General features: G+C 56.1%; 19 protein-coding genes. 10 read left to right on the forward strand and 9 right to left on the reverse strand.

Annotation, left to right across the window (positions count from 1 at the left end):
• Window positions 1-92: 92 nt before the first annotated feature.
• From sdhC to sdhA, 3 genes are read left to right on the forward strand one after another with little or no spacing between them, the layout of a single operon-like run.
• A complete protein-coding gene (gene sdhC, locus Q0O07_RS06425; RefSeq protein WP_295491752.1) occupies window positions 93-536 on the forward strand; it encodes a succinate dehydrogenase, cytochrome b556 subunit in 444 nt (147 codons plus the stop codon).
• Window positions 536-925 (forward strand): succinate dehydrogenase, hydrophobic membrane anchor protein, encoded by a 390-nt coding sequence (sdhD, locus tag Q0O07_RS06430; protein WP_295491754.1) that lies wholly within the window; start codon window positions 536-538, stop codon window positions 923-925. The genes sdhC and sdhD overlap by 1 nt, the downstream gene beginning before the upstream one ends.
• Entirely contained in the window at window positions 925-2,727 is a 1,803-nt protein-coding gene (sdhA, locus tag Q0O07_RS06435; RefSeq protein WP_295491755.1) for a succinate dehydrogenase flavoprotein subunit, read from the forward strand. The genes sdhD and sdhA overlap by 1 nt, the downstream gene beginning before the upstream one ends.
• Window positions 2,728-2,874: 147 nt before the next feature.
• Here sdhA and Q0O07_RS06440 read toward each other — a convergent pair whose 3' ends face one another.
• Both Q0O07_RS06440 and Q0O07_RS06445 read right to left on the reverse strand, forming a co-directional pair.
• A complete protein-coding gene (locus tag Q0O07_RS06440; protein WP_367271054.1) occupies window positions 2,875-3,105 on the reverse strand; it encodes a GIY-YIG nuclease family protein in 231 nt (76 codons plus the stop codon).
• A 168-nt stretch (window positions 3,106-3,273) separates the two neighbouring features.
• Complete coding sequence (locus Q0O07_RS06445; protein WP_295491758.1) at window positions 3,274-4,260, reverse strand: LLM class flavin-dependent oxidoreductase; 987 nt, start codon at window positions 4,258-4,260, stop codon at window positions 3,274-3,276.
• Between the two features lie 80 nt (window positions 4,261-4,340).
• On the opposite strand from Q0O07_RS06445, the gene Q0O07_RS06450 reads away from it, so the two are divergent.
• The gene (locus tag Q0O07_RS06450) at window positions 4,341-4,952 is read left to right on the forward strand and encodes a LysE family translocator (protein ID WP_295491760.1); all 612 of its coding nucleotides are present in this window, start codon (window positions 4,341-4,343) and stop codon (window positions 4,950-4,952) included.
• Here the strand turns inward: Q0O07_RS06450 and Q0O07_RS06455 are convergent.
• Window positions 4,949-6,097, reverse strand: coding sequence for an alpha-hydroxy acid oxidase (locus Q0O07_RS06455; RefSeq protein WP_295491825.1), 1,149 nt, complete (start codon window positions 6,095-6,097; stop codon window positions 4,949-4,951). The two genes, Q0O07_RS06450 and Q0O07_RS06455, sit on opposite strands and share 4 nt — an antisense overlap.
• A 179-nt stretch (window positions 6,098-6,276) precedes the next feature.
• On the opposite strand from Q0O07_RS06455, the gene Q0O07_RS06460 reads away from it, so the two are divergent.
• Window positions 6,277-7,062 carry a 3-hydroxybutyrate dehydrogenase gene (locus Q0O07_RS06460; protein ID WP_295491762.1) on the forward strand — a complete coding sequence of 262 codons (786 nt, stop codon included), beginning with the start codon at window positions 6,277-6,279 and terminating at the stop codon, window positions 7,060-7,062.
• A gap of 99 nt (window positions 7,063-7,161) precedes the next feature.
• Here Q0O07_RS06460 and Q0O07_RS06465 read toward each other — a convergent pair whose 3' ends face one another.
• Both Q0O07_RS06465 and Q0O07_RS06470 read right to left on the reverse strand, forming a co-directional pair.
• Window positions 7,162-7,320, reverse strand: coding sequence for a hypothetical protein (locus Q0O07_RS06465; protein WP_295491764.1), 159 nt, complete (start codon window positions 7,318-7,320; stop codon window positions 7,162-7,164).
• Window positions 7,321-7,332: 12 nt separating this feature from the next.
• A complete protein-coding gene (locus Q0O07_RS06470) occupies window positions 7,333-8,934 on the reverse strand; it encodes an isocitrate lyase (protein ID WP_295491766.1) in 1,602 nt (533 codons plus the stop codon).
• Window positions 8,935-9,083: 149 nt separating this feature from the next.
• On the opposite strand from Q0O07_RS06470, the gene Q0O07_RS06475 reads away from it, so the two are divergent.
• Window positions 9,084-10,499 carry a short-chain fatty acyl-CoA regulator family protein gene (locus Q0O07_RS06475; RefSeq protein WP_295491768.1) on the forward strand — a complete coding sequence of 472 codons (1,416 nt, stop codon included), beginning with the start codon at window positions 9,084-9,086 and terminating at the stop codon, window positions 10,497-10,499.
• Between the two features lie 14 nt (window positions 10,500-10,513).
• Here the strand turns inward: Q0O07_RS06475 and Q0O07_RS06480 are convergent, their stop codons facing one another.
• On the reverse strand, window positions 10,514-10,855 hold the full coding sequence (locus Q0O07_RS06480) for a GntR family transcriptional regulator (protein WP_295491770.1): 342 nt from the start codon (window positions 10,853-10,855) through the stop codon (window positions 10,514-10,516).
• A 57-nt stretch (window positions 10,856-10,912) separates the two neighbouring features.
• The gene (locus Q0O07_RS06485) at window positions 10,913-11,482 is read right to left on the reverse strand and encodes a nitroreductase (RefSeq protein WP_295491827.1); all 570 of its coding nucleotides are present in this window, start codon (window positions 11,480-11,482) and stop codon (window positions 10,913-10,915) included.
• A gap of 138 nt (window positions 11,483-11,620) precedes the next feature.
• Here Q0O07_RS06485 and Q0O07_RS06490 point away from each other — a divergent pair, with 138 nt between their 5' ends.
• Genes Q0O07_RS06490 through Q0O07_RS06505 form a run of 4 tightly spaced genes read left to right on the forward strand, consistent with a single transcriptional unit; the run spans window position 11,621 to window position 16,636 of the window.
• Complete coding sequence (locus tag Q0O07_RS06490; protein WP_295491829.1) at window positions 11,621-13,216, forward strand: peptide MFS transporter; 1,596 nt, start codon at window positions 11,621-11,623, stop codon at window positions 13,214-13,216.
• Between the two features lie 4 nt (window positions 13,217-13,220).
• Entirely contained in the window at window positions 13,221-14,618 is a 1,398-nt protein-coding gene (locus tag Q0O07_RS06495; RefSeq protein WP_295491772.1) for an amidohydrolase, read from the forward strand.
• Window positions 14,615-15,907 (forward strand): amidohydrolase family protein, encoded by a 1,293-nt coding sequence (locus Q0O07_RS06500; RefSeq protein ID WP_295491774.1) that lies wholly within the window; start codon window positions 14,615-14,617, stop codon window positions 15,905-15,907. Before Q0O07_RS06495 ends, Q0O07_RS06500 begins: the two co-directional genes overlap by 4 nt.
• Window positions 15,908-15,958: 51 nt before the next feature.
• The gene (locus tag Q0O07_RS06505) at window positions 15,959-16,636 is read left to right on the forward strand and encodes an NnrU family protein (protein WP_295491776.1); all 678 of its coding nucleotides are present in this window, start codon (window positions 15,959-15,961) and stop codon (window positions 16,634-16,636) included.
• A gap of 8 nt (window positions 16,637-16,644) precedes the next feature.
• Here the strand turns inward: Q0O07_RS06505 and Q0O07_RS06510 are convergent, their stop codons facing one another.
• Window positions 16,645-17,640 carry an aldo/keto reductase gene (locus tag Q0O07_RS06510; protein WP_295491778.1) on the reverse strand — a complete coding sequence of 332 codons (996 nt, stop codon included), beginning with the start codon at window positions 17,638-17,640 and terminating at the stop codon, window positions 16,645-16,647.
• Complete coding sequence (locus Q0O07_RS06515) at window positions 17,627-18,871, reverse strand: dicarboxylate/amino acid:cation symporter (protein ID WP_295491780.1); 1,245 nt, start codon at window positions 18,869-18,871, stop codon at window positions 17,627-17,629. Before Q0O07_RS06515 ends, Q0O07_RS06510 begins: the two co-directional genes overlap by 14 nt.
• Between the last annotated feature and the right edge of the window lie 30 nt (window positions 18,872-18,901).

The raw sequence follows: 18,901 nt of genomic DNA on the forward strand, positions 1-18,901 counted from the left end.
GTTTCGCAATGCGCAGGTCTTGCAACACAGCATTAATCGGTTAATGAGCGTGGCAACGTCGAACGCTTGCAGATATGAAGGACGCTAAAATTATGGCGAAAAACCCCAACCGGCCCCTGTCACCGCATTTGCAGGTGTATCGTTGGTCGCCGCAAATGGCCATTTCGATCTTCCATCGCGCGACAGGCTTTGTTCTCGCGACGGCCGGAATGATGACTTTATTGTGGTGGTTGGCGGCCATTGGGGGCGGAGCAGAAAGCTATGCCACATTCCAACAATATGTCGTTTCGGCAGGTGCTGACGGCACCGCCTTGCAGATGGTCAGTAACTGGTTCTTCCGTCTTGTGGCTTTGGCCGTGACTTTCAGCTTCTTTCAGCATTTGGCGTCGGGTCTGCGCCACCTCGTTCTGGATATTGGCGCTGGCTATGAATTGAAGACCAACCGGTTGTGGGCATCGGTTGCATTTATCGCGGCCATTTTTGCAACTGCATTGGTCGCCCTGTTTGTGGCATCGCGCTTTCTTGGAGTTTTGTGATGGACAGTAGAACATATATCGGTCGCGTCCGCGGCCTGGGTTCGGCCAAGCATGGCGGCGAACATTGGCTGAAGCAGCGTTTGACCGCGATTGGCAATGTGTTGCTGACCACTTGGTTTGTGTTGTCTTTATTGATGATCCCAAGTTTTGACCATGCTGCGCTCGCGCAGTGGTTGGCGCAGCCATTGGTTGCGGTTCCCATGATCTTGATGATTGCCAATATCTTTGCGCATGCCCGTTTGGGCCTTCAGGTGTTGATCGAGGATTATGTTCATGATGATGGCCTGAAATTTGCGGCCATGACATTATTGAACTTTTACGTCATCGCCAGCGCCGTATTCGGCATTTTCGTCGTCGCAAAACTCGCATTTACCGGAGCTCCCGCCTGATGTCAGACGCTTATAAGATTATTGACCACACATATGACACCGTCGTCGTTGGCGCTGGCGGGTCGGGTCTGCGCGCCACCATGGGCAGTGCGGAAGCAGGTTTAAAAACGGCTTGCATTACCAAAGTCTTCCCAACGCGTTCGCACACTGTCGCGGCGCAGGGCGGGATTGCCGCATCGCTGGGCAACAACTCGCCGGACCATTGGACCTGGCACATGTATGACACGGTCAAGGGCTCCGATTGGCTCGGTGACCAAGATGCCATCGAATATATGGTCCGTGAGGCACCTGCTGCGGTCTATGAATTGGAACATGCCGGCGTGCCATTCTCACGCAACGCTGACGGCACTATCTACCAACGGCCATTTGGCGGGCATATGCAGAATATGGGCGAAGGCCCTCCGGTTCAGCGAACTGCCGCTGCCGCCGACCGTACTGGTCACGCGATGTTGCATGCTTTGTATCAGCAAAGCCTGAAATATGACGCGGATTTCTTCATTGAATATTTCGCCCTCGACCTCATCATGGAAAATGGCGAATGCCGTGGCGTGATTGCCATGTGCATGGAAGATGGCAGCATTCACCGGTTTAAGAGCCACGCAGTCGTGTTGGCAACCGGCGGCTATGGCCGCGCGTATTTCTCCGCAACGTCGGCGCATACCTGCACCGGCGATGGCGGCGGCATGGTCTTGCGCGCTGGCCTGCCATTGCAGGATATGGAATTTGTTCAGTTTCACCCAACGGGTATTTATGGCGCTGGCGTTCTCATCACCGAAGGCGCACGCGGCGAGGGCGGTTATCTAACCAACAGCGAAGGCGAACGCTTTATGGAGCGTTATGCGCCATCTGCTAAGGATTTGGCATCACGCGACGTGGTCAGCCGCTCTATGGCGCTTGAAATGCGCGAAGGGCGCGGCGTTGGCGAGCATAAGGACCATATTTACCTGCACCTCGATCATATCGACCCTGCGGTATTGGCACAGCGTTTGCCCGGCATCACCGAAAGCGGCAAGATTTTCGCAGGCGTTGACCTGACTCGGCAGCCGCTGCCCGTGACGCCAACCGTTCACTATAATATGGGCGGTATTCCGTGCAATTATCATGGCCAAGTCGTCAATAAGGTCGGCGACGATCCCGAAGTCATCGTACAGGGCCTCTATGCCGTTGGCGAAGCCGCCTGCGTTTCGGTGCATGGCGCAAACCGTCTGGGTTCAAACTCACTGATCGACCTTGTCGTATTTGGCCGGGCAACGGGCTTGCATTTGAAGGCATCACTGACTCCCGGCGCGCCGCATAAGGCGTTGCCAGCAGACGCGGCAGACCTCGCACTGGCGCGTGTGGACAAGTTCCGCAATGCAAAGGGCGGATCACCCACCGCCGAGATCCGTTTGCAAATGCAGCGCACGATGCAAAAGCACGCTGCCGTGTTCCGCGACACTGCCTTGTTGGAAGAAGGCGTGGTTGAAATGCAGAAGGTCAATCAGCGTCTCGCCGACGTGCGCGTGACCGACCGTAGCCTGATCTGGAATACCGACCTTATCGAAACGCTTGAGCTCGATAACCTGATGGCACAGGCGGTTTGCACAGTCGAAAGTGCAAACAACCGCAAGGAAAGCCGCGGCGCCCATGCGCACGAAGATTTCCCCGAGCGCGACGATGCCAATTGGATGAAGCATACGGCGTCATGGTTTGACGGTTGGGGCGGTTCTGGCGGTAAGGTCACAATCGACTATCGCCCAGTGCATGATTATACCTTGACCGATGATGTCGCGTATATTAAGCCGAAGCCACGGGTGTATTGAGGGTTCGATAGCGGGAACCGCAGAGGATACGTCGCCCCAGCGCAGGCTGGGGCCTATCCCGCTTTTCAGTGTAGCGCCTTGGATCGCGGTGTAAACCGATAGGCGCGATAGGCACCAGCCTGCGCTGGGGCGACGGTGGGTTGATGGCTATCTGTTCAGGTCTTCATACAAGTCCCGCCAATCGGGGTTAGCCCTGCTTATCAACTCTGTTTTCCATCGGCGCTTCCAAACCTTCATGGCTTTTTCGCGGTTGATGGCGTCTTCGATGTCATCAAAAGCTTCATAATAGACCAAAATCTTACAGCCATTTTCTTTACAGAATTTGGAGCCTAGGTCGCTCTTATGCGCCCAAATCCGGCGCGGGAGGTTGGCGGTCACGCCGATGTAGAGCGTGCCGTGCGGGCCGCTGGCATGATGTAGACATATCCGCCCTTCGCCATCAGATAAGCTCCCACGTCGCCCCAGCGCAGGCTGGGGCCTATCACCTAGTGAAGGCTTGCACGATGATTGTGGGCTTGCGCGGCAAAGCCTAATTAGCCCACCCCGTTATGGCCGCGCAAAAACTTCCGCCGTAATCTCCAAACTTCGCTTGCGCTTTTCATGGTCGAATACGGAGCAAGCGACGATGATTTCGTCGGCCTGTGTTCGCGCCTGAAACGCTTGCACCGCCGATTTAACCGTGTCCGCTGCACCAATCGCGCTGGCGGACAGAACATCATGCAGCGCCGATGCAAAATGCGGGGGAAGCGAGGCGACAAAGCCCTCCACCGGTGGCGGCAATTGGCGCGGGTTGCCGGTGCGCAGCGCAACGAAGCTTTGCATCATTGAACTGGCCAGATATTCGGCCTCCGCATCGGTGTCGGCAGCGATGATGTTGAACGCGGCAATCGCATGCGGCGCGTCCAGCACGGCGCTTGGGCGGAAATGGCTGCGGTAGATGTGCAACGCCTCATCCAACATTTGTGGCGCAAAGTGGCTGGCGAAGGCGAAGGGCAGGCCCAAGGCTGCCGCAACCTGCGCGCCATATAGGCTGCTGCCCAAAATGTAGAGTTGGACATGGGCGCCTGCACCGGGCGTAGCGACGATACCCGTTTTACCATCATCGGCGAAATAGCTTTGCAATTCCATTACGTCGCGCGGAAATGCATTGGGATCGCTATCGAGCGTTCGCCGGATCGCGGCGGCGACGCGCTGGTCACTGCCCGGAGCGCGGCCAAGCCCCAGATCAATCCGGCCCGGATAGAGCGCGTCCAACGTGCCAAACTGTTCGGCAATGACTAAGGGGGAATGGTTGGGCAACATGATGCCGCCTGAACCAACGCGCATGGTCTTGGTCGCCGCCGCAATATGCCCGATGACAACGCTGGTCGCGGCACCGGCAATGCCGCGCATGCCATGATGTTCGGCAACCCAATAACGTGTGAAGCCAAGGTTTTCGGCATGCGCCGCAAGATCAGCCGCATTGGACAGCGCGCTTGCGACCGTTCCGCCTTCCACAACAGGCACTAGATCAAGAAAAGAGAAGGATGTCATAGCGCGTAGATGGTGGCTTATCTCAACAAAGCCAATCGCAATCGACTATTTCTGCTTGCCGTGTGATATCTGGTCCTGTGATGACAGAATTTTTTATACCTTTCCTCGTGACGACAATGCTGATCGAGCTAACCCTCGGCCCAAATATGGCATGGTTGGCGTTGACCAGCGCGAGCGAGGGAAAAAGGTCTGGATTTGCAGCGGTAGCAGGGATTGCGCTTGGCCTTGCGATATTGGCTGCGGCATCGGCAGTCGGCCTTGCGGCGTTGGCGACACGTTCCCCAGCGATGTTCAGCCTGTTACGCTATGCTGGTGTCGCTTATTTGCTTTGGCTGGCGTGGAAGACATGGGTGGGCAAAGATGAGGCCGCGGCCGATAGCATACACAAAAATGGGCTCAGCGCATGGTTTCGCCATGGGCTGTTATTGAACCTGCTGAACCCCAAGGCAGCGGTGTTCTTCATCACCGTTCTGCCGGCCTATATCACGCAAAGCGCGCCAGTTGCCTCGCAAACGCTATGGCTGTCCGCAAGCTATGTCGCGATTGCTACTTTTGTGCATCTGGTCATTGTCGCGCTAGCGGCGCAGGCGCATGGGTGGATATCCACCGGGAACAGGGCGCGCATCGTCCGCCGCGTCTTTGCCGTTTTGTTGGCAATTATCGCTATCTGGTTTCTGATGAGTTCGGCTTAGCGCCAGCGCAGCATGGACCGGTCAAGTTGCGCCGGTGTTGTCACCCCCATCAAACGCATATCGCGTGCAATTTCGTCACGCAATTTGCCGACGATGCGTTCGACGCCGGGTTGTCCTGCTGCTGCCAAGGCATACAGATAGAGCCGCCCGCCCGAGCAAGCGGTGGCACCCGCAGCAAGTGCCTTCAAAACATGGCTGCCACGCTGCACGCCGCCATCGCAAATGATATCGATCTTGCCGCCGACGGCGTCGGCAATTTCGGCTATTTGATCGAACGGGGAGCGCGAGCCGTCCAATTGCCGTCCGCCATGGTTGGACACCATGATCGCGGTCGCGCCAATGTCGACCGCGCGTTTCGCATCGTCGACCGACATGATGCCCTTGAGGCAGAATTCGCCGCCCCAATCCGAACGGACCTTTTCCGCCATTTTCCAGTCCATCGATGTATCGAGCATAGTATTGAAATATTCCGCGACCGATACCGCGACATTGGTGCCCGCATCGACATGCGTCTGCAAATTGGGCAGCGCAAATTTTTCGCGGAATAGATAATTTAGCGCCCATTGCGGGTGGATGGCATAGCTTAACACCGACGCGGGTGTGAAGCGCGGCGGCGAGGTGAAGCCACTACGCAGGCACCGTTCGCGGTTTCCCGAAACGATCGTGTCGACTGTCAGCGCGATTGCATCAAACTTCGCCGCCTTGCAGCGTTCGATCATCGATGCGTTCAGCCCCTTGTCCTTGTGGATGTAGAGTTGGAACAATTTTGGCGTTTTGATGGTCGCGCCGATTTCTTCAATGCTGACGGTGGCCAATGAGGAGATGCCAAACCAGATGTTATGTTGCTGCGCGACCGACGCGACCGCACGTTCGCCCTGCCAGTGGAACAGGCGCTGCAAGGCGGTAGGGGACAGCATCAGCGGCATATCAATCCGCTGCCCCATCACGGTCACGCCCATGTCTATTTCCGACACACCAGCCAAGACATTGGGCACCAGATCGCAATCGTCAAATGCTGACGTGTTGCGCGTCTTTGTCCGTTCATCGTCGGCGGCGCCATCGATGTAATTGAAGATCGGTGCGGGCAGGCGCGATTCTGCTAAACGGCGGAAATCGGCAACATTATGGCAATCTTTTAAACGCATTTTGGCCTTATACAGACCTTGCAGATAATTGCATGCATTTGGATAATCTGCCCGATCAAGGGTCGCTTGCGTTGCTGCTTGCGTCAGGAGCGTCACGCCGCATATTGTCCTGATGGAACATTGCGTTTAGCGGGGCATTGCGCAAGACAGCGTCATCCTAAATGCAAAGGCATGCTCATATGTTCCTCGAAGGCAAAACAGCACTCATCACGGGTTCAACCTCTGGCATCGGATTGGGCTATGCCCGTGCGCTGGCGGCGCAAGGGGCACATGTGATGATAAACGGGTTCGGCGATGCCGACCTGATCCAAAGCTATGTTGCCGAACTCAGCAAGGTGAGCGGCGGAAAGGCGCAGTATTCCGCGGCCGACATGACTCAACCCGACAGCATCCGGGCTATGGTCTCCGAATGCACCAACCTATTGGGATCGCCTGATATTTTGATAAATAACGCCGGAATCCAGCATGTTGCGCCAGTTGACGAATTTCCGGAGGACAAATGGGATGATATCCTGTCCATCATCCTGTCCTCGGCATTCCACACCACAAAGGCCGCCTTGCCCGCGATGAAGGCCAAGGGCTGGGGCCGTATCATCAACACAGGATCGATGCACAGCCTCGTCGCATCGCCGTTCAAATCGGCCTATAACGCCGCAAAGCATGGCCTTGCCGGTTTTACCAAAACGGTCGCGCTTGAAGTGGCGACGCAAGGCATCACGGTGAATAACATCTGCCCGGGCTATGTCTGGACATCGTTGGTCGAGAACCAAATTCCCGATACCATGAAAGCCCGCGGACTAACGCGGGATCAAGTGATCAACGACGTGTTGCTGGCCAATCAGCCACAGAAGAAATTTGTGCAGGTGGAGCAATTGGCCGCACTCGCGGTGTTTTTGTGCCGGGATGAGGCAAGCGCGATTACCGGCACAAACCTGTCGGTCGATGGCGGTTGGACCGCGCAATAATAGGGAATATTGCGCGCGGTAGGACAACAAAAAACCGCCGGCATTGCTGCCGACGGTGAGTTGTTTTCCTCCCCAGGAAAACTGAAAGAGATAGGCTGGCTATTTGCCGCCAGCGCTACCAAGCCGGTGATATAGCCGCGCGAATTTGACGGATTCAGGCTTGTCCTGAATAACCTCAAGATAATGCAGCAATGCTTGGCGAAGCAGCGTCAGGTCCTCGGTCGAAAGGACCGCACGTGCGCGTGGTGGCTCTCCCATATCGATCGCTCCTTACGCGGCTTGGCCAAATTGGTTCATCGTATTGTCTTTGCCGCCCGCCTTCAACGCAGCTTCGCCGGCAAAATATTCCTTATGATCATCACCAATGTCGGAACCCGACATATTCTGGTGCTTAACGCAAGCGATGCCTTGACGGATTTCCTTGCGCTGAACCCCAGCGACATAGCCCAGCATGCCCATTTCGCCGAAATAATCTTTGGCCAAATTGTCCGTGCTAAGTGCCGCTGTATGATAGGTCGGCAGCGTGATGAGGTGGTGGAAAATACCGGCACGCTTCGCGGAATCGCGCTGGAAGTTCTGGATACGAACATCTGCCTCAATGCCCAAAGGCGTCTCGTCATAGCTTGCGCTCATCAGGTTTGCGCGTTCATAGGCCGAAACGGCCTGACCTTCGGCGGACCAAGCGTCAAACACTTGCTGCCGGAAATTCAGAGTCCAGTTAAAGCTCGGCGAATTGTTATACGCCAGTTTTGCGTTCGGTACGACTTCCCGGATACGGTCAACCATGCCAGCAATCTGTTCGATGTGCGGCTTTTCGGTTTCGATCCAGATGAGGTCGGCACCGTTCTGAAGCGACGTGATGCAATCGAGCACGCAGCGGTCCTCGCCCGTGCCGGGACGGAACTGAAACAGGTTGGATGGCAAGCGCTTTGGCCGCAGCAACTTTCCGTTGCGGTTCAAAATGACGTCGCCATTCTGTGCAGTGGCTGGGTCGATTTCTTCACAATCCAGGAAGCTATTGTACAAATCGCCCAAGTCGCCAGCGGCGGTTGAAACGGCAATCTGCTTGGTCAGGCCAGCCCCAAGCGAGTCGGTGCGCGCAACGATGATGCCATCTGGCACGCCGAGTTCGAGGAATGCATAACGACAGGCGCGGATTTTCTGAAGAAAATCCTCATGCGGCACGGTAACTTTTCCGTCTTGGTGCCCGCACTGTTTTTCGTCCGACACTTGGTTTTCGATCTGGAGCGCGCAGGCACCGGCCTCAATCATCTTCTTTGCGAGCAAATATGTAGCTTCCGCATTGCCGAACCCAGCGTCGATATCGGCGATGATTGGCACAACATGTGTCTCATGATTTTCAATTTTGTCCATGATGGCGGATGCGCGCGCCGTGTCCTGCTGCCCACGGGCATCATCTAGGTCGCGGAACAGGATGTTGAGTTCGCGGCTGTCGGCTTGGCGCAAAAATGTGTAGAGTTCTTCGATGAGCGCAGGAACGCTCGTCTTTTCATGCATAGACTGGTCGGGCAGGGGGCCAAATTCGCTGCGCAACGCAGCAATCATCCAACCCGATAGATATAGATAGCGCTTTTTGGTGGTTCCGAAATGCTTTTTGATGGAAATCATCTTTTGCTGCGCGATGAAACCGTGCCAGCAACCCAGCGATTGTGTGTATTGTGCGGGATCAGCGTCATAAGCCGCCATGTCGTCGCGCATAATTTGGGCGGTGTAGCGAGCGATATCGAGACCAGTCTGGAAACGGTTTTGCAACTGCATCCGTGCGACGGATTCGGCGCTGATAGAATCCCACGTTCCGTTGTGCGCGGCAATTTGCGCGCTGCTTGTGGCTATCAGTGTCTGATATGACATGTTGTATTCCTTCGTTCGTGGGGAGCTATACCAACGGGTCTCTGCCAGCTGCGTAGAAAAGCCGAGTCAATTTTGTAATATTTCTTGTGTTATCGTCGTAAAACCTTATTGCTTTTTTGTAATGTTGTAATATTATTGACAAGTGCGCTATGGCCGAAGAAAAACTATTTGCAGGACATGCTGTGCGCAGGATCCGCCGCGCTTATGGTCTGACGCAGGGATCAATGGCTGATACGCTTGCGATTTCGCCGTCATATCTCAATCTGATTGAACGTAATCAACGGCCGTTGACCGCGACCTTGTTATTGAAACTGGCGCAGTCTTATGACTTCGACCCGCGAACATTAAAGGGTGCAACGCCGGGTGGGGGCGTTGATGCCATCCGGCGTCGGCTCAGTGACCCGATATTTGCAGACCTCGCCGTTGACCGGGCGCAAGTCGAAGAATGGATTGCCGCAAGCCCGGATGCGGTTGAGGCGTTTGCCCGCGCATTCGACCGCCTTTCCGGTGGCTCGCACGGCGGGGCCACCGCAGCAGCGGGCGGCGCACAGATTGAACCTGAAGCCATCGCATCGGCGCGGCGCGAAATTGAACGCTGGCGCAACCATTTCGCCGATTTGGATTCGCAGGCCGAGACCCTTGCCGACGAATTGCGGCTCGCCAATGCGGACCTGTATGGCGCGATTACCGAACGGCTCCGCGTAAAGCATCAGCTTTCCATCCGCATTTTGCCATTTGACGTAATGCCAGACAGGCTCCGTCGCCTTGACCTGCACGCACGGCAGTTGCAATTGTCAGAGTTGCTTGACCCCGCCAGCCGCACCTTTGCGGCAGCGTTGCAGCTTGGCATGTTGGAGGCAAAGGCGGAGATTGACGCGCTGGTTGCCGGAGCATCCTTCCCGGAACGGGCCGCTGAACGGCTTTATCGTCGTCATTTAAGCAGTTATTTTGCTGCTGCTGTCATGATGCCTTATGCGCGCTTCCTCCGCGCCTGCGAAGCCACGGGCTATGATATCATACTTTTGCAGCGGCGCTTCGGCGCAGGCTTTGAACAGATTGCCCACCGCCTGACGACGTTGCAGCGTGTTGGGCAGCGCGGCCTACCGTTTTTCATGTTGCGCATTGATAAGGCGGGGCAAAGCAGCAAACGCTACGCGGGTGCAAGCGCATCGCCATTGGTGGAGACGGACCGGCGTTGTCCTTTATGGCATGTGCATAATGTGTTTGCGCGGCCCGGCACGTTGATGCCGCATTTGGTGGAGTTAGAGGACAGCAGTCGCTGGTTCACTTTGTCGCGTACTGTGCACCCACAAACCGCGGTGAGCGGCAGCGTTGAGGCCGAGTTCGCGATTTGCCTTGGCTTGGACGCAAATCTTGCCGCACCATTGGCCGCTGCCCGTGGTTTGGACCTTAGAAATGGCATGGCGACGGCCATCGGACTTGGCTGTTCAGCGTGTACGCGACCAGAATGCTCCCAAAGAAGTGCGCCGCCCGCTGGACGGGTGCTGGTATTCAATGAACGCGAACGCGGTATGTCGCCTTTTACCTTTGATCAAAGTGCCTGAAGCTGACCCAAAGCCTAGTTCAGCGCGAGCAACTCTGCTGGATCAATGCCTGCGCGCTGCATCTGTGCCTTTATGTCGGGCCAAACATTCTGAACGAAATTGTCGCGTTCAAAATTCCGCAGTTTAGCAGTGGCGCCACGGGCCACAAACAGGCCAACGCCTCGTTTAACGTCGACCAAGCCGCTGTCTTGAAATAACTGATAGGCCTTGGCCACGGTCAGGGGATTTGCACCCTGCACCGCTGCAAATGCACGCACGGAGGGCAGCATTTCTCCCTCTTTATATTTGCCGTCGAGGATTGCCGCAGCAATCACGTCACGCAATTTAAGATAGACTGGCTTTACATCATTTTTCATTACATGCTTACTGCCATAATACAGTATGGCGCGTCAAGCATCGCTAAAACTATGCAGTCATGGCCATACACGGATGATGTCACTTGGCACAGGGCGTGGGCGTTCTTCCAAGCCAAGCGCTGGGGTTCCGATAAAGAACATGCCCGCTATTTGCTCCTCGCCCTGACAGATGGCCGCGTGCACCACAGGGTCGTAATTTGCCCATCCTGTGATCCAGCTACCGACAAAGCCATGCGCATGCGCCGCGTGGAGTAAATTCATACCCACTGCGCCAACGCTCATCTGCTGCTCCCATACCGGAATTTTCAGGCTTGGTTGCGGGGCGAATATCAACATGATGAGGGTTGGGGCCATATGCGCCGGGGCAATCGCCGCTTCAATTTGCACTGGGCGCGCGTCGGGGTTCGCATCGCAGAATGCTGTTTTCAACAGGTCCGCAAAGGCCGATCGGTCGGTAATCTCGACAAAACGCCACGGGAATAATTTGCCATGGTCGGGGGTACGCATCGCCGTTTGCAGGATCAGGTCAAGCTTCACGGCGTCGGGGCCGGGGGCAACCATATCGCGTGGCTTGCCAGAGCGGCGGGTTTCCAGATAGGCGGTGACAGAAGAAAGATCGTTGAACATGGCCTGCTGTTCGTCGAAAAGCAGCAACAAGTGCAACAAAATTCTTCACAGGCTCGATTTTTCAGTTAGATGACGCATTAGAAAAACAGTCGGCGAAGACCGACTATTTAAAGGTTATCGAGGGGATTGCACATGGGTCTGAAAGACATTGCGCTTTGGCAGGAGCAGGATTGGATTACTGCGATTGCAGCTGCAGTTCTGGGTTTCTTCTTGCTTGGCGGGGCCTATATCGCGACCCGCAAGGAGCCTGAATTTGCCGGCCATCCACGCGGTCTCTACGTTCTCTTTTTCGCAGAGATGTGGGAGCGTTTTTCCTATTATGGAATGCGCGCGCTGCTTATCCTTTACCTTACAAAGCACTGGCTCTTTTCCGACGGCCAATCGAACCTAATCTATGGCGCCTATACTAGCCTTGTGTACATCACGCCGGTTCTCGGCGGGTGGTTTGCTGACCGGTATCTAGGCCAGCGCAAGGCGGTGGCATTCGGTGCGGTCCTGCTGACCTTTGGTCATGTCTTGATGGCATTTGAAGGTTTGGCGGGCGTTACCGACCCCTTGGTGAAACAGTCGGATCCCGCGATCAACATATTCTGGCTGGCGTTGGCCTTCATCATTGTGGGCTCGGGCTTCCTCAAGGCCAATATCTCCGTTATTGTCGGTCAACTCTATCCGCGCACCGATGTGCGTCGTGACGGTGCTTACACCATCTTCTATATGGGTATTAACGTGGGTGCTGCGATTGGTACCATTTTTGCTGGTTATCTTGGTGAAACCTATGGCTGGTCCTATGGCTTCGGCGCAGCTGGTCTCGGCATGCTGCTCGGTCTGATCGTCTTTGTGCTCGGCAAGCCTTTACTCATGGGCCGCGGCGAAGCGCCTGCACCCATGACTAAGTTGACCGAATATAGCATTTATGGCGTCGGCCTTGCCGCTGTTGCCGGTATCTGGCTGCTGATCCAGTATCAGGGCTTTTATGGCTGGTTGCTGCTCGGCCTTGGTGTCCTGTTACTCGGCTATGTGCTGCTGCAGTCTTTCAAGCTAGATATAGAGGCGCGCCATCGCATCTATGCTATCCTTTTCCTGTTGGCGTTGCAGCCCCTCTTTTGGGCGTTGTTCGAGCAGGCCGGTGGTAGCATGAACCTGTTCACCGACCGATTTGTCGATCGTCAGGGCGTGCCTGCGTCGATCTTCCAGTCGATTAACCCGATCTACATCATCCTGCTCGGACCTATCTTTGCCGGCCTTTGGGTGTGGCTCGGCCGACGCGGACTGGAGCCTTCGACCCCTGCCAAATTCGGCATCGCGCTGGCGCAGATTGGCTTTGCCAACCTCGTCCTCGTATGGGGTGCGAACAGCGTTGGTTCCGATACTCTGGTGCCGGTGTTGTTCATTTTCGCATTTTACCTGTTCGCCACGACTGCAGAGCTCTGCCTCTCGCCAGTCGGGCTGTCGGCTATGAACCGGCTTGCGCCTGCGACCATGGCATCGCTGATCATGGGTGCTTGGTTCTTCGCCACTGCGGGCGGCAACTTCCTTGCCGGCGTCATCGGCGCTGCAACGGGCGGCCATGATGGTGCGATGACCCGTGAGGGCTTGATCAACGTCTATGAACAGATCGGCTACATCACCATTGCTATCGGCGTGGCTGTTCTTCTGGTGTCACCTCTGGTGAAACGCCTGATGCACCTCGACACGCTTAAGGACGAAGACACTGCAGAAGAAAAGGCAGCTTAAGCATATGAAGAGCAATTTGCGCTGGTCGATCCTGGCCGCTCCACTGGCCCTGATGGCGTGTTCCAACGCCGAGGGTCCAAAGACCGTTTCCGCAACCCCTGCGGTGAAGCCAACGGAAAAGGCACCCGCGCCGTTTCCATCAACATATAAAGCCTATCCCGGTGTCGCGACGGCCATTCGTAACGTTACCCTGTATGATGGCGAAGGCGGCAAGATCGACAATGGCGTGGTGTTCATGTCCGGCGGCAAGATTAGCAGCGTTGGCGGCCCAGATACGGCTATTCCGGCTGGCGTGAATGTTGTCGACGGCACAGGCAAGTTTGTGACGCCTGGCATCATCGATATTCACTCCCATCTGGGTGACTATCCCACGCCATCAGTTGAGGCGCACAGCGACGGTAATGAGGCGACATCGCCCACGACCCCCGAAGTATGGGCGGAACATAGCGTATGGCCGCAAGACCCCGGTTTCAGCCGCGCGCTCGCCAATGGCGGCGTGACGGCGTTGCAGGTATTGCCGGGTTCAGCAAACCTCATGGGTGGCCGGTCGGTCGTCCTGAAAAACGTCTATGCCCGCACGGTGCAGGGTATGAAGTTCCCCGACGCGCCTTATGGTATGAAAATGGCCTGCGGTGAAAATCCGAAGCGGGTTTACGGAAGCAAGGGGCGGATGCCCTCAACACGCATGGGCAACATCGCGGTGAACCGGCAGACGTGGATTAAGGCGCAGGAATATAAGAAAAAGCGCGATAGCGGCAAAGAATATACCCGCGATATCGGCATGGAAACATTGGCTGGCGTATTGGATGGTGACATCTCGATCCAGAACCATTGCTACCGCGCTGACGAAATGGCGATCGTCCTCGATATGGCCAAGGAATTTGGCTATAAGGTATCGACATTCCACCATGCGGTAGAAAGCTACAAAATAGCGGATCTGCTGCGCGATAATGACGTATGTTCGGCCGTTTGGGCCGATTGGTGGGGCTTTAAGATGGAGGCGTATGACGCCATTCCGGAAAACGCAGCCATACTGCACAATACAGGCGCTTGTGTCATCATCCACTCCGATGATGAAAATCAGATTCAGCGTTTGAACCAAGAAGCGGCAAAGGCGCAAGCCGATGGCCGTCGGATGGGCTTCAACATCAGCGATGCGGACGTCATTAAATGGTTGACCTATAACCCTGCCAAGGCGCTGGGCATTGATGCCAAGACGGGCAGCTTAAAGGCTGGTAAAATGGCCGATGTCGTGTTGTGGAACGGTAATCCGCTGAGCGTTTATGCCCGTCCTGACAAGGTATGGATCGATGGTGCGCTGATGTTTGATGCAAGCAACCCCAAGATACGTCCGGTCAGCGATTTTGAACTTGGCCAACCCGGTGAAGGAGATGTGAAATGAGGCATTTCCTCTATGCCGCTGCTGCTGTGGCAGCTTTTGCAACACCTGTTGCCGCCGAAACTATTGCCATCACGGGTGGCCGCGTCGTGGTCGGGGATGGCAGTGCACCAATTGAAGGTGGCACTGTGGTTATCCGCGACGGTAAAGTTGTTGCCGCCGGCGCAACTGTGGCCATACCATCTGGCGCGCGCCAGATTGATGCCACAGGCAAATGGGTGACGCCCGGGGTATTTGCCGGTTTTACGCGACTTGGCCTAGCCGAAGTGGACGCGGTCAATGGCACCAATGACAAGAGCGGCGGGCGAAGTGGGTTTTCTGCCGCTATCGACGTTGCGCCTGCCATTGATCCGTTTCGCTCGCCTTTTGCCGTCAACCGTGCGGCAGGTGTAACCCGCGCTGTGGTTGCACCGGAGGCTGCAGGTAATATCTTTGCAGGCCAGGGCGCAATTGCCGATCTTGGCGCAGATAGTAACCCAGTGACAAAAGCCCGTGCATTCCAATTTGCCGAGTTCGGTGAAGAAGGGGCCGCGTCTGCGGGGGGAAGCCGTGCGGGAACGCATCTGCACTTCCGCGCCATGCTACGCGAGGCCCAAGATTATGCCGCTGGACGTGGCACGTTTGATGACGATTTGTTGAAGGCAGAGGATGCCAAGGCGTTGCTGTCCGTCCTGCGCGGTGAAACCCGTTTGCTGATCCATGTTGAAGGGGCAAATGACATGCTTCGCCTTATGGAGTTGAAGCGAGATTTTCCCGCAATTAAAATGGTGTTTGTAGGCGTTAGCGAAGGTTGGCGGGTCGCCCGCGAACTCGCACAGGCTGGGATTCCTGTCATCGCGTCCGCACTTAATGATTTGCCCGCAACATTTGAAATGCTGGGTGCGACGCAAAGCAATATTGGTCGGATGAAAGACGCTGGTGTTCAGGTTGCCATTGGCATGATCAACGACCGGGATTCCCACCAATTGCGCTACACAACGCAATATGCGGGTAATATTGTGAGCCTTCAATATGTGCCCGGTGCAACGGGTCTGACATGGGATGAGGCTTTTGCTGCGATCAGTTCGGTTCCTGCCGAGATTATGGGCGTAGGCGACCGTCTTGGTAGCTTGAAAGCAGGTAGAGCGGCAGATGTCGTTGTCTGGGACGGCGACCCGCTTGAGCTTTCCAGTGCCGCCATTACGGTCATCATCGACGGTGTGGAGCAACCGCTCAACAATCGTCAGAATCGCCTGCGTGACCGTTATGCGCGTCCCACGGAAGGGGATTTGCCGAAGGCCTATGACCGTTGATTTTCTGACAGCATAACGGGTCAATCTATCTTGGTGGCAGGAGGTGGCGTTTTGGACGATTATCTAGCATTGGTTGCGGCGAGCATGTTGTTCGTTGGGAGCCATTTTCTGATGTCGCATCCGTTGCGCGCAATACTTGTCAGCCGATTCGGGGCAAACGGGTTTATGGCCGTCTATTCGGTCGTTTCGCTGATTACATTTGTGTGGATGATTATTGCATTCGGACATGCGCCCAAGGCCGATGGTCTTTGGCCTGTGGGTGACGTCATCTGGATAGTTGCGAGTATGCTTACGCTGATTGCTGCGGTCCTGTTTGCGGGCTCGTTCATCCGCAATCCCTCGCTCCCCGGCGTGCCCAGCGCGCTGGCCGCGCAAACGCCCTCGGGGGTTTTTAAGGCAACACGGCATCCGATGATGTGGGGCTTTGCCTTATGGGGGGTGGGGCATATTCTTGTGGCACCGCGCATCGACAATTTCATCTTCGCGGGCAGCCTTGTCTTCTTGGCCTTGGCTGGTTCCAAGGCGCAAGAAATTAAGAAGCGCAGCCTGATGGGTGGTCAGTGGGCACAGTGGCTACGCCGCACGCATTTCTTTGTCCGCCCCGCTGCATTGTTGCGCGTGGGCATCGGCCCTTGGGTCGCAGGCATTTTGATCTGGACCATCGCAACATGGGCGCACCCTTATTGGGGCGTGGGCGGCGCTGGCCTGTTCCGCTGGTTCGGCGGTTAATCTTTGGCCTACAGCCGAACCATCTTCATACCCTGCGCGCCATAACGCGGACCTGATGTGCCACCGCGCGGGGCGGCTGCATCCAGCTTGGCAAGATCATCCACAACAAGCGCAATGTCGCTAGCCTTCGCGCTGTCCTCCATTGTTACACGGCGTTTGAAGCCTGGGATGGGCACGATATCGTCGCCTTGCGCCAATATCCATGCCAGCGCGACTTGTGCGTGTGATGCGTCATGCTTCGCGGCAATTTCACCCACAATGTCGACAATGGCAAGATTGGCGGCGAAATTATCACCCTGAAAACGCGGGTCCTGCCGCCGCCAGTCATTCTCCGGTAATTCATCAAGACTTCGGAACGCGCCAGTCAAGAAACCGCGACCGAGTGGTGAGTAAGGCACAAAGCCTATGCCGAGCGCCCGGCAAGTTGGCAGAATGTCATCTTCAATATCCCGCTCCCAAAGCGAATATTCGCTTTGCAACGCAGAAATTGGCGCAACGGCAGCCGCGCGGCGCAGCGTTTCTGGGCCAGCCTCGGACAGGCCGATATGCTTGATTTTCCCTTCGGTGATCAGTTCCGCCATCGCGCCGACGGTCTCCTCAATCGGTACATTGGGATCGACGCGGTGCTGATAATATAGGTCAAGGCAATCAATGCCCAGGCGTTTCAACGTGCCTTCAACCGCAGTCTTGGCATTCATGGCTGAACCGTCGACGCCGACAATATTGCCGCCGTCAAATTTGAAGCCGAATTTGCTTGCGATGATGAGGCCGTCGCGTCTGCCTTTAATCGCTTGGCCGACCAATTCCTCATTCTGGAACGGGCCATAAATTTGCGCCGTGTCGAAAAAGTTGATGCCAAGGTCGATAGCGCGGTGAATCGTCTTGACCGCTTCATCCGGGTCGGCAGCTTCGCCATATGTGATGTTGCCGCCCTTGATCATGGGCATACAGCCAACGCCGAGTGCAGATACCTTTAACCCATGGCCCAGTTCACGATATTGCATTGGCTTTGTCCTTTTCAGATGCCTCAATTGCGGTTGCAAGCGCCACGTCCATTTGCACATTGCCGGTGGTGCGGAAAATATCGGGCAGTGTCTCAACAGCAATCAGCAGGGCCAAAGGTTCAATCGGAATGCCAAGCGCCAGACAGATTGGCGCGATAGACGTCACGAAGCTAACCGATCCAGGCAGGCTCACTGCGCCCATGGAGGTCAATGCAGCGATGAAGATTGCGAAGCCGTAATCGAAGCCGCTGAGTTCCACCCCAAACCAGTTCGCGACATACAGCGCGACCGCCAAGTTCATCGCCGGACCCGTGACGCGCAACAAAGCGACCGCCATAGGTAGAACCAAGCCAGCGGTCGATTCCCGCACACCAAGCGCTTCGGCCTTTTTCAACATCAGCGGCAAGCTGGCCAGCGACGATTGGGTCGATACCGCAAAGGCCTGTACCGGCGCGATCTGCCGTGCATATTCGCGCAAGCGGACCTTGCCGGCAAACACCGCGACCAGATAGGCAAAGCCGCCAACGATAATGCCGACGATGGAAACCGTGACGATATAATGGGCAACTGCGCCCAGTGCCGCGAACCCGGATCGTGCGCCAACGACAAAGGCCAAGGCAAACACGCCGATGGGTGCGAGTTTCAGCACCCATCCAATAACAATGACCATGGCATCCGCCAGCGCGCTGAAAAATCCGGCCATTTGCGCCCTTGGGCCTTGCGCAAGACGCGTGACCGCAAAAGCAAAAACCAAAGTGAATATCAAAAGCGGCAGGATCGAATCATTGGCGGCGGAGGCAATAGGATTGGTCGGCACCAGCGCCACAAGAAAGTCGCGCAACGGAGGCTGCTCTGCCACCGCCGGAACGCCTGTAAGCGCAGCGCGTAACGCGGCTGCGCTTTCCGATGGCATCGGCCATAACGACAGCAATGTCGGTGTCAGCGCGGCGCCCATGGCCGCTGAAAGACCCATCATAACGACAATCCACGTGACCGTCCGCGCCGCCATGGGGCCAGCGCGCGCCGCCTCGGCGCTTTTGACAATACCGGTAATCAGCAGCGCCACGACCAATGGCACCACGGTCATCCGAAGGCCGTTAAGCCATAAGGAGCCGACAATATCGAGCCAATAGGCGATTTGCGTACCAATGATAGGGACTATCGCGGCGGCAAAAATTCCAAGGGCAAGCCCAATGATGAGCGCGAGGAGAATACTGGTAGCGTTAGACATAGCATCGGGTCTTGCCAGCCCGTCGCTCCC

The organism is Sphingorhabdus sp. EL138 (assembly GCF_945890115.1).
Taxonomy (GTDB): Bacteria; Pseudomonadota; Alphaproteobacteria; order Sphingomonadales; family Sphingomonadaceae; genus Sphingorhabdus_B.

What these genes read in the sequence shown, in the direction of transcription:
- Q0O07_RS06470 (WP_295491766.1), bottom strand. Translation starts at nt 8,934, where the DNA reads ATGTCATATCAGACACTGATAGCCACAAGCAGCGCGCAAATTGCCGCG.
- Q0O07_RS06455 (WP_295491825.1), bottom strand. Translation starts at nt 6,097, where the DNA reads ATGCGTTTAAAAGATTGCCATAATGTTGCCGATTTCCGCCGTTTAGCA.
- Q0O07_RS06500 (WP_295491774.1), top strand. Translation starts at nt 14,615, where the DNA reads ATGAGGCATTTCCTCTATGCCGCTGCTGCTGTGGCAGCTTTTGCAACA.
- Q0O07_RS06485 (WP_295491827.1), bottom strand. Translation starts at nt 11,482, where the DNA reads ATGTTCAACGATCTTTCTTCTGTCACCGCCTATCTGGAAACCCGCCGC.
- Q0O07_RS06515 (WP_295491780.1), bottom strand. Translation starts at nt 18,871, where the DNA reads ATGTCTAACGCTACCAGTATTCTCCTCGCGCTCATCATTGGGCTTGCC.
- sdhD (WP_295491754.1), top strand. Translation starts at nt 536, where the DNA reads ATGGACAGTAGAACATATATCGGTCGCGTCCGCGGCCTGGGTTCGGCC.
- sdhA (WP_295491755.1), top strand. Translation starts at nt 925, where the DNA reads ATGTCAGACGCTTATAAGATTATTGACCACACATATGACACCGTCGTC.
- Q0O07_RS06450 (WP_295491760.1), top strand. Translation starts at nt 4,341, where the DNA reads ATGACAGAATTTTTTATACCTTTCCTCGTGACGACAATGCTGATCGAG.
- Q0O07_RS06510 (WP_295491778.1), bottom strand. Translation starts at nt 17,640, where the DNA reads ATGCAATATCGTGAACTGGGCCATGGGTTAAAGGTATCTGCACTCGGC.
- sdhC (WP_295491752.1), top strand. Translation starts at nt 93, where the DNA reads ATGGCGAAAAACCCCAACCGGCCCCTGTCACCGCATTTGCAGGTGTAT.
- Q0O07_RS06480 (WP_295491770.1), bottom strand. Translation starts at nt 10,855, where the DNA reads ATGAAAAATGATGTAAAGCCAGTCTATCTTAAATTGCGTGACGTGATT.
- Q0O07_RS06495 (WP_295491772.1), top strand. Translation starts at nt 13,221, where the DNA reads ATGAAGAGCAATTTGCGCTGGTCGATCCTGGCCGCTCCACTGGCCCTG.
- Q0O07_RS06445 (WP_295491758.1), bottom strand. Translation starts at nt 4,260, where the DNA reads ATGACATCCTTCTCTTTTCTTGATCTAGTGCCTGTTGTGGAAGGCGGA.
- Q0O07_RS06475 (WP_295491768.1), top strand. Translation starts at nt 9,084, where the DNA reads ATGGCCGAAGAAAAACTATTTGCAGGACATGCTGTGCGCAGGATCCGC.
- Q0O07_RS06460 (WP_295491762.1), top strand. Translation starts at nt 6,277, where the DNA reads ATGTTCCTCGAAGGCAAAACAGCACTCATCACGGGTTCAACCTCTGGC.
- Q0O07_RS06465 (WP_295491764.1), bottom strand. Translation starts at nt 7,320, where the DNA reads ATGGGAGAGCCACCACGCGCACGTGCGGTCCTTTCGACCGAGGACCTG.